Genomic DNA, 13,259 nt, shown 5'->3' with positions numbered 1-13,259 from the left:
ATGCCGGCAAAACGTTTGCGTATTATCGACGAGCCGGTTTGTTTTGGTATTTTTTATAATCGTTGCAGCGTTCGCCCGGCTGGTTCGTCAGTGTGTCCACCGCATGATCGACTGTTCAGCCTTCGTTCGACTCGGCGAGCCAGTCTTCGCATTGCAGCCGCGGAACGCGCTCGAATTCGCGGACGTTGTGCGTGACGAGCACCAGGTGCCGCGCACGCGCCTGCCCTGCGATCAATGCATCGTAAGGGCCGATCGGCGTGCCGGCCGCGATCAGATGCGCACGAATTTCGCCCGCATGCTGCGCATCCTCGGTGTCGAACGGCACGACCTCGAACTGCAGCGCGTCGACACGCGCGGCGTTCGCCGCCGCTCGCTGGCTCTTGTACGCGCCGTAGTAAAGCTCGTGCGCGACGATCGCCGGGATGCCGAAATCGGCCGGCTGCCACGCATGCAGGCGGGCCAGCATCGCCGGCTCGCCCTTGAGAATGGCGATCACCGCGTTGGTATCGAGCAGGAACTTCATTCGAACACATCCAGGCCCGAGCGCTCCTGAGCGGACGGCTGCGTGGTCGCGGCAGCCTCGAAATCGGCGTCGACCGGGCCGATCAGCGGTGTCAGCCAGGCCCAGTCCTGCGGCACCGGCTCGAGAACGACGGACGCCCCGTGGCGGCGGATGCGGACCTCGGCCGTATCGAAGCGAAATTCCTTCGGCAGCCGGACGGCCTGCGAACCGCCATGCTTGAAGAGCTTTGCAGTATCCATGTTTCCGCCCTCACGTATCTACAGAATGTATCTATTTTATCAATTGAACGTGAGAATGACGAGTCGTCCGATCGGCCTGGTGTGAACGGATTGCCGGGCCGCCGGCCCATGCCCGATCGCGTGACGTCGCGATCCGTTCCTGCAACGTACCGGGCCCCGATTCGTTCCGGTCACGAAACAATCAATCCCGCCCCGGCGATTCCCCTCCCGATCCGCCCGCTCTAGACTGTCGCATCGCTCCCCTTTTCGGACCCACGCAATGACCGACGTCCTGCCGCTGACCACCGAGCCCGAATCCGGCCTTCAATACCGGCTGCGTCCGGCCACTGGCCGCCCGGCCGCCCGCCTGTTGCTGCTGCACGGCGTCGGCGGAAACGAGACCAACCTGTTGAACGTGGCCGACACGATCGATCCGCGCATCGAAATCGCGTTCCTGCGCGGCCCGCTCACGTTCGGGCCCAATCAGCATGCATGGTTTCCGGTGCGTTTCGGCCCGAACGGCCCTGAAATCGATGCGGCGCGTGCGGACGAGAGCCGCGTGCAACTGATCACGCTGCTGCATGCGCTCCGCGCGCGGGATGGCGCTGCCCCCGCGTTGCAGACCGTGATCGCCGGCTTCAGCCAGGGCGGCATCATGAGCGCGAGCGTCGGCCTCACGTCGCCGGGCGACGTGAGCGCGTTCGCCGTGCTGTGCGGGCGCATCCTGCCTGAAATCGATCCGTTGATCGCGCCGCGCGCTGCATTGAGCACGCTGCACGCGCTGGTGATGCACGGCCGCTTCGACGACAAGTTGCCCGTCGCATGGGCCGACACGGCCGACGCGAAGCTGACGGCGCTCGGCGTCGCGCACGACACGCGGCTGTATGCGGCCGGCCACGAGCTGACCGCGGAGATGGCCGGCGATTTCAGCCGATGGGTCGGTGAGCGCGCCGGGTTGAACTGACTCGAACCAAACGGACCGGGGGCGCCAGCCCGCGAACGGACCGGCGCCCCCGGCGCATGACGTCACGCGTTCGTCACGCGTTCCGCGCGGGATCCGCAACGCCACGCACGGATGCGGGCACCGCCGCCGCCCGCTCGCGCTCGGCGCCACGTTTCGCCAGCTTCCAGCCGATCACCAGCGCGAGCACGACGACGGGAATCGTCGCGATGGTCCACGTGCCGCCCGGATAGTCGAACGCCATCAGCACCAGCACGCCGACGAGAAACGCGAGCGTGAGCCACGACGTGAACGGCGCGCCGGGCATCCGGAACGACACGGCCTTCATCTCGCCGCGATCGACCGCGCGGCGGAACAGGATCTGGCACATCACGATGAAGCCCCACGTCGTGATGATTCCGAGCGACGCCATGTTCAGCACGATCTCGAACGCCTGGGCCGGCACGATGTAGTTCAGCGGCACGCCGATCGCATTGATCGCGACCGTGATCAGGATGCCGCCGTACGGCACGCCGCGGGCGTTCATCCGCGACACGAAGCGCGGCGCCGAGCCGCCCATCGCGAGCGAGCGCAGCACGCGGCCCGTCGAATAAAGGCCGGAATTCAGGCTCGACAGCGCGGCCGTCAGCACCACGACGTTCATCACGGTGCCGACGTAAGGCACGCCCAGCTTGCTGAAGAACGTGACGAACGGGCTTTCGTGCGCGCTGTACGCCGTCCACGGCAGCAGCAGCGTCAACAGCACGACCGAGCCGACATAGAACAGCGCGATGCGCCACATCACGCTGTTGATCGCCTTCGGCAGCACCTTGCGCGCATCGTCGGTCTCGCCCGCCGCGACACCGACGAGCTCGATGCTCGCGTACGCGAACACGACGCCCTGCACGATCAGCACCGCCGGCAGGATCCCGTGCGGGAAGATCCCGCCGTGATCCGCGACGAGATGCAGCCCCGTCATCTGTCCCGCCACCGGATGGCCGCTCGCGAGAAACACGGCGCCGACCGCGAGAAACACCGCGAGCGTGCCCACCTTCACGAGCGAGAACCAGAACTCCATCTCACCGAACACCTTCACGCCGATCATGTTCATCACCGACACGATCCCGAGCGCGCCGAGCGCGAACACCCATTGCGGCACGTCGGTGAACACGGCCCAGTACTTCATGTAGATCGCGACCGCGGTGATGTCGACGATGCCGGTCGTCGCCCAGTTCAGGTAGTACATCCAGCCCGCGACGAACGATGCGCGCTCGCCCATGAACTCCCGTGCGTACGACACGAAGCTGCCGCTGGTCGGCCGGTGCATCACGAGCTCGCCGAGCGCGCGCATGATCAGGAACGCGAACACGCCGCACACGAGATACACGAGCGCGAGCGCCGGCCCCGCGCTTTGCAGGCGGCCGCCCGCGCCGAGAAAGAGGCCGGTGCCGATCGCACCGCCCATCGCGATCATCTGCACGTGCCGCGGCTTCAACTGCTTCGCATAACCGGCTTCGTGCGACGCGAACATCGCATCGGGATCGGCATGCGCGGCATCCGCGCCGCCGGCCGGGCCGGCCGGGCGCTCGGTGGGGTGGTTCATCGTGAGTCTCCGTTGTTTGTCGATGTGTTTCGCCCCGCTGCGGGGGCGCTTTCGGTTGGGCCGCGACCCGGCCGGCGTCAGAACGCGCGCGGCCGGATCAGCGCTTCGGGCTGCAGCGCTTCGTCGAGTTGCGCCTCGGTCATCAGTTCGCGCGCCAGCACGACCTCGCGGATCGACTTGCCGGTCGCGTGCGCTTCGGCGGCCACGGCGGTCGCGCGCTTGTAGCCGATGTACGGATTCAGCGCGGTGGCGAGCGCGACCGAGCGCTCCATCGTTTCGCGCAGCCGCTCGGGGTTCGCGGTGATGCCGCTCACGCATCGCTGCGCGAGCGTCGTGCAGGCGGCCGTCAGGTGGCTGAAGCTGCGGAACAGCGCGCTCGCGATCACCGGTTCGAACGCGTTGAGCTGAAGCTGGCCAGCCTCGGCCGCGAACGTGATGGTCACGTCGTTGCCGAACACCTCGAACGCGACCTGGTTGACGACCTCCGGGATCACCGGATTCACCTTGCCGGGCATGATCGACGAGCCGGCCTGCACGGGCGGCAGGTTGATCTCGCCGAAGCCCGCGCGCGGGCCGCTCGACAGCAGCCGCAGGTCGTTGCAGATCTTCGACAGCTTGACGGCGATCCGCTTGAGCACGCCCGACACCTGGACGAACGCGCCGCAATCCTGCGTCGCCTCGATCAGGTTCGGCGCGGTGCTCAGGTCGAGCCCGGTGATGCGGCGCAGCGCGGCCAGCGCCTTCTCCGCGTACTCCGGATGCGCGGTGATGCCCGTGCCGATCGCGGTCGCGCCGAGGTTGATCTCGCGAATCAGCCAGCCGGCCTCCTGCAGCCGCGCGATGTCTTCCGTCAGCATCACCGCGTAGGTCGAGAATTCCTGGCCGAGCGTCATCGGCACCGCGTCCTGCAACTGCGTACGGCCGAGCTTCAGCAAGCCGGCAAACGCGTCGGCGCGCTCCGCGAAGGCATCGCGCAGCCGCGCCATCGCCTCGAGCAGGTGCTCGACCGCGAAGCACGTCGCGATCCGGATCGCGGTCGGATAGACGTCGTTGGTGCTCTGCGCGAGATTGACGTGCTCGTTCGGATGCAGATATTCGTACTGCCCGCGTGCGTACCCCATGATTTCGAGCGCGCGGTTGCAGATCACCTCGTTCGCGTTCATGTTGGTCGACGTGCCGGCGCCGCCCTGGATGACGTCGACGACGAACTGGTCGTGCAGCCGCCCTTCGCGGATCTCGACGCACGCCGCGGCGATCGCGTCGCGGTACGGCCGCGGCAGCAGACCGAGTTCGCAATTGGCGTCGGCCGCCGCTTCCTTCACGGCCGCGAGCGCCATCACGAGGTACGGCAGCGACGCGATGGTGCGGCCCGAAATGTCGAAATTCTCTTTCGCGCGCAGCGTATGGACGCCGTAATACGCGGTAGCCGGAATGCTTCGTTTCCCTAAAAGATCCGCTTCGACGCGGAAGCCGCTTTCTGCCATCGTGCCCTCCTGAAATGTCTCGTGCCGCTCGCCGGCAGCCGCTTCCCGACGCGACGGGTTCGCATTCTATGCCTTTGCAAAAACAAGCTCGCTTCTGTATTATCGAAAGCGGTTTTGCGTGGGACGCAACAGCGAGAATCGAATGAAAAAAGGTGCGAGAGAAACCGGCATCGATCACCTCGGCGCGATGCGCGCGTTCGTGCGCGTGGTCGAAACGGGGAGTTTTTCGGCGGTGGCGAAGGAGATGCACGTGTCGACGTCCACCGTCGCGCGCAAGGTCACGGCGATCGAGGAGGCACTCGGCGTCGCGCTGCTGCACCGCTCGACGCACAGCGTGACGCTCACCGAAGCCGGCCATATCTACCTGGAACGTGCGGTCACGCTGATCGCCGATCTCGACGACACGCTGCGCGTCGTCGCCGAGCTGAATGCGCAGCCGAGCGGCCCGCTGAAGCTCACCGCGCCCGTCGCGTTCGGCCGCCGTCATCTCGCGCCGCTGATCGCGCCGTTTCTGGCGCGCTATCCGACGATCCAGCTCGACGTGCGCCTGACCGACAACCACAACGACCTCGTGGCCGGCGGCTTCGATCTCGACATCCACGAAGGCGAGAACTACCTGGACAACCTGGTCGTCCACCGGCTGTCGCGCAACGACAGCATCCTGTGCGCGACGCCCGGCTACCTCGACCGCTGCGGGCGCCCGGCGACGCCGGACGACCTGAAGCACCACAACTGCCTGCGCTACGTGCACCCCGAAGGCGATCCGCGCTGGGAGCTCGTGAGCGGCGATGCGCGGCACAGCGTGCTGCCGGCCGGCAATCTCGTCACCGACCATTCGGAGCTGCTGCTGGAAGCGACCTGCGCGGGGCTCGGCATCGCGGAATTCGAAATCTGGCTCGTGCGTGACCTGCTCGCGAGCGGCGAGCTCGAACCCGTGCTGCCGCGCCACCGGCTGCAGAACCGGCTGACCGGCGAATACATCTACATCGCGTATCTGGCGAACCGGCGCAGCTCGGCGAAGCTGCGCGTGCTGAAGGACTTTCTGGTGGAACACCTCGCGCAGATCGGCGAGCTGTCGGCGCGCGAACTCGCGAGGATTCGCGCCGCACGCGCGTAGCGCGCGCCGATGCGCATGCCCGGGTCACGGGCCGGCGGCATCGGCGCGGTAACCGCGCTCAGGCCGCCTGCAATTCGAACGGGAACGTCGCGTGCCCGAACTCGACGCCCTGCGTGTTGAGCATCGGCGGGCGGTGGAAGCCGGCCAGTTGCGCACGCTGCTCGGCCGTGCCGATCTGCAGCCGCTCGAGGATTTCGCTGACGACCATGTACAGCACGTCGAGATTGCCGTCCTCGATCTTCACCGAGATGCCGAGCGCGCCATCGGCGCCGAGTTGCCGCGTGCGTTCCGACGCGCGCACGCCGATCCCGTAGCACGCATCCGCGCCGAGCTTGCCGACCACTTGCCTCCCGAATGCGTTCATCAGCACCGTGCAATAGCGCCCTTCACCGGCGACCAGTTCCGGATGGGCGGTCATCGCGCGATGAATGCGCGCCAGTGCGCGGATCCGGTCCGTCACCTGGGCACCGCCCGCTTCCACCGCGTCCGCGCCGTCGGCCAGCGACGCGTACAGGCGCGCCAGCCGATCCAGCGGGAACGCCGGCGTCGGCAGGTTGCAGCCGTCGATGCCCCAGACGACTTCATCGTCGCGCAGGCCGCACGCATCGGCCACTACCTGCTTCACGCGCACCTGCATCGGATGGTCGGGCAGATGGTAATCGGCGATCGCCGCGCCGATCGCCTGCGCGCCGGCAAGCATCCCGACATGCTTGCCCGAACAGTTGCTGCATACGCCGGTCGGCGTGTAGTCGCGCTTGATCCATGAACGGTACACCGCGTCGGACAACGGCGGATGGCCGCCGCAGCGCAGATCCGCTTCGTGCGCGGCGACCTTCGCGAGCATCGCGCGCGTGCGTTCGATGTGACGGTCCTCGCTGCTGTGCGATGCACACATCAGCGCGATGTCCGCGTCGTCGAAGCCGAAGCGCTCCGGCGCGCCCGTCTCGATCACCGACAGCGCCTGGGCCGGCTTGGCCGCCGACCGCGCGAGCGTCATCCGAAACGGATCGCCGAACCGGGCCAGCAGCCGGCCGCGTGCATCGACGACCGCCACATGGGCGACGTGCGTGTTCTCGATCGCATTGCCGCGGTACGTGACGACCGCTGCGCGTGGGGTGTCCATCCTCTTTTGTCTCCTTGCTCGGGGGCCTGACGCCGGGGCCCGTCCAACCGGTATGGCAGTGTAGCGAGTCGTCGCCGCCGCGCGTCGGCCCTGACATGGAAAGCGGTGTTGCATGCGACGCAAAGGCAAGCGCGCCCCACGAACGCCCGTGGCGCGCTACGCGTCCAGCGCGAGCAACGCGAACGTGGCGAGCCAGTGCTCGCCCATGTAGTCGCCGGCCACGTGCGCGAGCGCGCTCGCGAGATGCCGGTCGGCCGCGTCGAGCAGCTTCGCGCGCCGCTCGTCGCCTTGCGGCAGCGCGCCGGCCAGCGACCGCTGGCACCACGCACGGCTCAGGTTCAGCCCGTCGAGGTGCGCGATCTTGCCGTCGCTGCGGTCGCTGACGGTCGCCGGCTCGAACAGCGTCGCCGGCTCGCCGCTCGCGAGATCGGGCAGGAAGCGCGCGAACCAGCCGTCGAATTCGGCGGCCGGCAGCACGCGGCGCATCAGTTCGGCTTCCATCAGCGCGGGCGACAGGAATTCATCGCCCGACGGCTCCCACGCCTGGCACGCGACGTCGTTCAGGTGCCAGCGCTTCGCGGTATCGACGATCAGCGCGGCGAGCCCGTCGCGCTGCGTGTCGCGGGCGAAATCGAGCGCAAGCGCCAGCGCGAACGCGGTGTTGAAGTGCGTGCCGACACGCAGAGGATAGGTGGCCTTTGGCAGGAAAGTCTCGAAGCGCGACACGAACAGGTCGGCCAGCGGCGCCATCGTCTTCGCCCAGCGCGCGGCCTGCGGCAGCGCGCCCTTCAGCGCAAGCCGCTCGAGTTGCGCGGCGAGCGCGAGCAGCCACGCCCAGCCATACGGCCGCTCGAAGCCCGCGTTGTGCGGCAGCGCGAGATACGCGCGTTCGCCGGCGACGTTCGCGTCGGTAAAGTGCGCGTCGACGATCGCGACGATGCGCTCGGCCTCCGGCAATGCCGGGTAGCGTTCGAGCACGCGCAGCACGAGCCAGTAGCCGTGCACGCACGAGTGCCAGTCGTAGCTGCCGTAGAAGATCGGGTGCAGCGCGCGCGGGCCCTGCACGTCGTGCGGCCCTTCGAGCGCATGCGTGAGCTTGTTCGGATATTCGCGAGTCAGGTGCGCGAGCGCGAGCGACGCGAATTTCGACGCGAGTTCGGGGGTGAGTCGGTCGGTCATGAGGATCTCTTCCATCGAATCAGAAGCGGAATACGAACGCGTACATCAGCAGCGTGTTCACGGCCAGCAGCAGCACGGCCGTCGGCCACTGCGTCTTGATCACGCCGTTCTTGTCCTTCAGTTCGAGCAGCGCCGCGGGCACGATGTTGAAGTTCGCGGCCATCGGCGTCATCAGCGTACCGCAGAAGCCGCTCAGCATCCCGATCGCGCCCATGATCGCCGGATTGCCGTGGAATTGATGGACGATCAACGGCAGGCCGATGCCGGCCGTCATCACCGGAAACGCGGCGAAGCCGTTGCCCATGACCATCGTGAACAGCGCCATGCCGACCGTGTAGGCCGCGACCACCGCGAACGGCGAATCGATCGGCACCCACTCCTTCACGAGCCCCGACACCACGCCGCCGACGCCCGCGACCGCGAACAGCGCGCCGAGCGCCGCGAGCATCTGCGGCAGGATCGCGGCCCAGCCGACCGCATCCATCGTGTGACGCGCTTCCTTCAGCGCATGCACGGGCGAATCGCGCAGCATCGCGAGCGCGACGACGAACGCGACGATCGTGCCGAGCACGAGCGAGATCAGCGTCACGCTCTTCGGCTCGACGAACGGCAGGAGTTTCAGCGCGAACGTGCCGATCAGCGTGACGACCGGAATCAGCAGCGCGGGCAGGAACAGCCGGTTGCCGAACCGCTGCGCGAGCGTCTCGCGCCGCACCGCCGCCGCACCGCCCGCCTCGTCGGACTGGCCGCGGCCAAGCTTGCCCGAACCGGCGATCACCGCGAGCGCGATCGCGAGGCAGCCCGTCACGAAATGCGGCAGCAGCGCACCGAACAGGAACGTGACCGCGTAAATGGCCCAGAACGCGAAATTGACGACGCGACGCGGGTTCGTGCGGTCCGTCAGGTTGAAGTACGCGAACGCGGCGAACATCAGGCCCGCGAGCGTGTACAGCGATTCGAGGCCGATCATCGCGCGCCCTCCTGCTTCACCAGGCCGAAGCCGCGCGCAAGCCGGCGGTCGAGCAGCGCGAGGCGCGTGCAGTGAATCAGCAGCGCGGCGACGGCGGTCGGGATCGCCCACACCGACAGGTGCAGCGGCTCGATGGAGATGCCGTTCTGTTCGAGAAAGCCCTTGATCAGCAGGATCGACTGGATCGCGATGAAGATGTCCTCGCCGAAGAACACGGCGACGTTGTCGGCGCCCGACGCATGCGCGCGGATCTGCTGGCGCACCGACTCGGGCAGCTCGCCGTGCCGGCCGACCGCGGCAGCCTCGGCCATCGGCGCGATCAGCGGCCGCACCATCTGCGCATGGCCGCCGAGCGACGTGAGGCCGAGCGCGGCCGTCCCCTGGCGCAGCACGAAGTACAGCATCAGCACGCGGCCCGTGGTGGCCGCCTGCACCCGCGAGATCATCCGCTTCGCCTGCTCCTTGAGCCCGTTGCGCTCGAGCAGCGCGATCACCGGCAGCGTGAGCCAGATCAGCCCCATGTAGCGGTTCTCGGTGAACGCCTTGCCGAACGCGCTGACGATGTCGACGAGATTCAGCCCGCCCGCCAGCCCCGTCGCGAGCCCCGCGATCGTGACCACCAGCAGCGCATTGAAGCGCAGCGCGAAGCCGATCACGACGATCGGCACCCCAATCAGCACCAGCATTTCTCCTCCTCGTGTCTGGGGACACGCGGCACGTCGGCCGCGCGCGGCCGGCCCGGTTTGCATCGGGCTCGGACGGCGAAATCTAACACGAGACTTTATCGATAAAAAGTCGACAATTTGCAGGTTCGGGTAAACGTTGAAGCGGCACACCGTGCGCGCACCGTGTGTCGACCGCATTTCATCCGATGAATCGGGCGTGCCGGCCCGCCCGCGTGGCGCGGCCGCGGCACGCCGACTACACTGGAAAGCATCGGCAACGTACGGGAGAGCCGCCATGATTGACGTATTCCAGACCATCGGCAGCCGCGCGTTCTCCGCCCATCTGGCGAAGGACGGGATGGTGACGCTGATGGAGCAACGCCATGAAGTCGACCGCGTGACGCTCGCGACCGCCTATGCCGCGCTCGTCGAGGAAGCCGAGCAGGAAGACGACCTGCGCGATGCGACGGTCGAGGGAATGATGCGCGCGCTGATCCAGGGCTACGCGCGCAGCCATTGACGGCGCGGCGGCGCGGCCGCTACCCGATGCACGGTACGACCCGCTATGCGGCCGGCGTGCCCGCGCCCACGCCGAACCACCGGCCCTCGCGCATTTGCCGGTAATCGGCCTGCGTGAAGATCCTCAGCAGGTTCGCCACCGCGCCGTTGCTCGCGCGATCGCGTTCCGTCATGAAGGCTTCGACCTCGTCGCGGCCGGCAAACAGGATCGTGCCGAAATGGCGCTCGCGCTCCGCGTCGGAGAGGTTCGTCGCGCGCAGCTGATACGGATGGTGAAGCGCGGCGAACAGGAAGTAGTAGCGCTCGGCATCGTCGCGCAGCACGCGCACCGCGTCGGGTTCGACCGGGAAATCGCGGTGGAACGACGCGTGCCCGCTCTCGATGTGGATTCGGTACAGCAAACGGCCGTCCTGCTCGATCACGATCGGCGCGTATGGAGCGCGGCTGACGAGTACGGTTTCGGGCGCGGTCATCCGGTTCCCTCCTTTCTGTTTGTCGATGCCGGCACGGTAACATGCGGACTTTCGCGGCCTGTCGGGACAGGATCGACTGGCCCGCTGGCACGCAATGCGGCATCGCCATAGAGGAAACGTACTGAAACGGCGCAATGCGCAAATTTTTCGATTGCCGCCGCCCGCGCCGCATGACAGCATTCGGGCGTCGCCAACCGAAAAGAATGCCGCGCCGTCCGGCCGCCGATGCCGTTCGGCCGCGCCGAACAGGCTGCCCCCTCCATGAACCCGGCCCAGCTCCAACACCACGAACCGACCGGAGAATTCCGCTTGTGAACATCGGCATCGTCAACGACCTCCCGCTAGCCGTCGAGGCGATGCGCCGCGCGATCGCGCGACGGCCCGAGCACCGCGTGCTGTGGGTCGCGACCGACGGCGCGCAAGCCGTCGAACTGTGCGCCACGCAGCCGCCCGACATCGTCCTGATGGACCTGATCATGCCGAAATGCGACGGGATCGAGGCGACCCGCCGGATCATGCGTTCCGAACGACCGTGCGCGATCCTGATCGTGACGAGCTGCATCGGCGCGAACGCGTGGCGCGTGTTCGAGGCGATGGGCGCCGGTGCGCTCGACGCGGTCGACACGCCGCGGCTCGGCGACGGCGCGGCCGGCGACACGACGAAACTGCTGCTCGCGAAGATCGACCAGATCGGCCACCTGCTCGACGCGCCGGGCGGCGCGCGCATCGCCGGCGCGGCCGCACGCACCGGCGGCGGCCCGCTGGTCGCGATCGGCGCATCGGCCGGCGGCCCCGGCGCGCTCGCGTCGATCCTCGGCAGCCTGCCGGCCGATTTCAATGCGCCGATCGTGATCGTGCAGCACGTCGATCGCGCGTTCGCCGAAGGCATGGCGCAATGGCTCGACGGCCAGACCCGGCTCACCGTGCGCGTCGCCCGCGCGGGCGACCGCCCGCAGCCGGGCGTCGCGCTGCTCGCGGCGACCGACGATCACCTGCGCGTCACGCGCGCCGGCACGCTCGAATACACGCGGGAACCGGCCGCCACGCCGTATCGCCCGTCGGTCGACGTGTTCTTCAACAGCCTGACCGAGCACTGGCCGGGCCGCGTGATCGGCGTGCTGCTGACGGGGATGGGCCGCGACGGCGCGATCGGCCTGAAGGCGCTGCGGATGAAGGGCTACCATACGATCGCGCAGGACGAGGCGACGAGCGCCGTGTACGGGATGCCGAAGGCGGCCGCGACGCTCGGCGCGGCGCGCGCGATCCTGCCGCTCGGGCGCATCGCGGGCGAACTCGCCGCGCTCGCGCGTATCTGAGCCCGACGATGACCACGTGCAACACCCATGCCTGCTCCTGCAACAACCGCAACAACCCGCATCGACCATGACGATTGACCTGACTCGCCCGCCCGGCGGCCCGAGCGCGTCGCCCGCCGACGCGCCGGCGATGGTGCTGCTGGTCGACGACCAGACGATCGTCGCGGAAGCCGTGCGGCGCGCGCTCGTCGACGAGGAAGGCATCGACTTCCACTACTGCCCGCGCTCGGACGACGCGATGGCCGCCGCGATCGAGACGCGCCCGACCGTGATCCTGCAGGACCTCGTAATGCCGGGCACCGACGGGCTGAGCCTCGTGCGGGCGTACCGCGCGAATCCGGCCACGCGCGACGTGCCGATCATCGTGCTGTCGACGCAGGAAGAACCGGTGATCAAGAGCGCCGCGTTCGCGTCCGGCGCGAACGACTATCTGGTCAAGCTGCCCGATCGCATCGAGCTGGTCGCGCGCATCCGCTACCACTCGCGCTCGTACCTGAACCTGCTGCAGCGCGACGAGGCCTATCGCGCGTTGCGGCAGTCGCAGCAGCAACTGCTCGAGGCCAATCTCGAACTGCGGCGCCTCACGCACTCCGACGGCCTGACCGGGCTGTCGAACCGCCGCTATCTCGACGAATACCTGGCCGCCGAGTGGCGGCGCGGCACACGCGAGCGCAGCGAGCTGTCGCTGCTGATGATCGACGTCGACAACTTCAAGCTGTACAACGACACGTACGGGCACGTGTCGGGCGACAGCGTGCTCAAGCAGATCGCGTCGACGATCGAGCGCTGCCTCGGGCAATCGGGCGATCTCGCCGCGCGCTTCGGCGGCGAGGAATTCGCGGTCGTGATGCCCGGCACGTCGCCCGGCGCCGCGCGGCTGCTCGGCGAGAAGATCCGGCTCGCGGTCGAGGCGCTGCGACTGCGGCACGCGCATTCGTCGACGGGCAACCAGACCGTGACGATCAGCATCGGCGGCGCGAGCATCGTGCCCGCGCCCGGCCTGCCGACGACCGTCCTGATCGAGGCGGCCGACCGCGCGCTCTATCGCGCGAAGCACGCGGGCAAAAACCGGGTCGAGATCGATCCGTCGTCGACGCCGCCGGACGCCGGCGGGTTCGGCGCTCGGTAG

General features: G+C 68.1%; 14 protein-coding genes. 5 read left to right on the top strand and 9 right to left on the bottom strand.

The annotated features are described in order from the left end of the window. Positions 1–115 precede the first annotated feature (115 nt). Both QZM15_RS01230 and QZM15_RS01225 read right to left on the bottom strand, forming a co-directional pair. Complete coding sequence (locus tag QZM15_RS01230) at positions 116–523, bottom strand: type II toxin-antitoxin system VapC family toxin (protein WP_059582467.1); 408 nt, start codon at positions 521–523, stop codon at positions 116–118. Beyond that, positions 520–762, bottom strand: a complete 243-nt coding sequence (locus QZM15_RS01225; protein WP_059639270.1) for an antitoxin — start codon at positions 760–762, stop codon at positions 520–522. Before QZM15_RS01225 ends, QZM15_RS01230 begins: the two co-directional genes overlap by 4 nt. A 259-nt stretch (positions 763–1,021) precedes the next feature. Here QZM15_RS01225 and QZM15_RS01220 point away from each other — a divergent pair, with 259 nt between their 5' ends. After that, the gene (locus QZM15_RS01220) at positions 1,022–1,705 is read left to right on the top strand and encodes an alpha/beta hydrolase (protein ID WP_302105611.1); all 684 of its coding nucleotides are present in this window, start codon (positions 1,022–1,024) and stop codon (positions 1,703–1,705) included. 73 nt (positions 1,706–1,778) lie between these two features. Here the strand turns inward: QZM15_RS01220 and QZM15_RS01215 are convergent, their stop codons facing one another. Then, on the bottom strand, positions 1,779–3,284 hold the full coding sequence (locus tag QZM15_RS01215; RefSeq protein ID WP_302105610.1) for an amino acid permease: 1,506 nt from the start codon (positions 3,282–3,284) through the stop codon (positions 1,779–1,781). A gap of 77 nt (positions 3,285–3,361) precedes the next feature. Next, positions 3,362–4,768 carry an aspartate ammonia-lyase gene (locus QZM15_RS01210; RefSeq protein WP_124658407.1) on the bottom strand — a complete coding sequence of 469 codons (1,407 nt, stop codon included), beginning with the start codon at positions 4,766–4,768 and terminating at the stop codon, positions 3,362–3,364. A gap of 142 nt (positions 4,769–4,910) precedes the next feature. Here QZM15_RS01210 and QZM15_RS01205 point away from each other — a divergent pair, with 142 nt between their 5' ends. Continuing rightward, positions 4,911–5,885: a LysR family transcriptional regulator gene (locus QZM15_RS01205; RefSeq protein WP_302105609.1), complete on the top strand. Its 975-nt coding sequence runs from the start codon at positions 4,911–4,913 to the stop codon at positions 5,883–5,885. Positions 5,886–5,943: 58 nt separating this feature from the next. Here the strand turns inward: QZM15_RS01205 and QZM15_RS01200 are convergent, their stop codons facing one another. The 4 genes from QZM15_RS01200 to QZM15_RS01185 form a co-directional block, all read right to left on the bottom strand. Beyond that, positions 5,944–7,008 carry an asparaginase gene (locus QZM15_RS01200; RefSeq protein ID WP_302105608.1) on the bottom strand — a complete coding sequence of 355 codons (1,065 nt, stop codon included), beginning with the start codon at positions 7,006–7,008 and terminating at the stop codon, positions 5,944–5,946. Between the two features lie 156 nt (positions 7,009–7,164). Continuing rightward, positions 7,165–8,187, bottom strand: coding sequence for a DUF2891 domain-containing protein (locus QZM15_RS01195; protein ID WP_124859281.1), 1,023 nt, complete (start codon positions 8,185–8,187; stop codon positions 7,165–7,167). 19 nt (positions 8,188–8,206) lie between these two features. Further along, positions 8,207–9,157 (bottom strand): DUF979 domain-containing protein, encoded by a 951-nt coding sequence (locus QZM15_RS01190; RefSeq protein WP_302105607.1) that lies wholly within the window; start codon positions 9,155–9,157, stop codon positions 8,207–8,209. Next, the gene (locus QZM15_RS01185; RefSeq protein WP_059582489.1) at positions 9,154–9,843 is read right to left on the bottom strand and encodes a DUF969 domain-containing protein; all 690 of its coding nucleotides are present in this window, start codon (positions 9,841–9,843) and stop codon (positions 9,154–9,156) included. Before QZM15_RS01185 ends, QZM15_RS01190 begins: the two co-directional genes overlap by 4 nt. Positions 9,844–10,117: 274 nt before the next feature. Between QZM15_RS01185 and QZM15_RS01180 the strand changes: the two genes are divergently transcribed. Next, positions 10,118–10,342 carry a hypothetical protein gene (locus QZM15_RS01180; protein ID WP_050013757.1) on the top strand — a complete coding sequence of 75 codons (225 nt, stop codon included), beginning with the start codon at positions 10,118–10,120 and terminating at the stop codon, positions 10,340–10,342. A gap of 43 nt (positions 10,343–10,385) precedes the next feature. Here the strand turns inward: QZM15_RS01180 and QZM15_RS01175 are convergent, their stop codons facing one another. Next, complete coding sequence (locus QZM15_RS01175; RefSeq protein ID WP_059582492.1) at positions 10,386–10,814, bottom strand: hypothetical protein; 429 nt, start codon at positions 10,812–10,814, stop codon at positions 10,386–10,388. Positions 10,815–11,125: 311 nt separating this feature from the next. On the opposite strand from QZM15_RS01175, the gene QZM15_RS01170 reads away from it, so the two are divergent. Next, the gene (locus QZM15_RS01170; protein ID WP_060311152.1) at positions 11,126–12,130 is read left to right on the top strand and encodes a chemotaxis response regulator protein-glutamate methylesterase; all 1,005 of its coding nucleotides are present in this window, start codon (positions 11,126–11,128) and stop codon (positions 12,128–12,130) included. Positions 12,131–12,197: 67 nt separating this feature from the next. Further along, a complete protein-coding gene (locus tag QZM15_RS01165) occupies positions 12,198–13,259 on the top strand; it encodes a diguanylate cyclase (RefSeq protein ID WP_059639257.1) in 1,062 nt (353 codons plus the stop codon).

The sequence above is a fragment of the Burkholderia sp. AU44665 genome (assembly GCF_030504405.1).
GTDB classification, from domain to species: Bacteria; Pseudomonadota; Gammaproteobacteria; order Burkholderiales; family Burkholderiaceae; genus Burkholderia; species Burkholderia semiarida.
The sequence above is the reverse complement of the archived record's forward strand: the minus strand, read 5'-3'. Positions and strand labels throughout refer to the sequence as shown.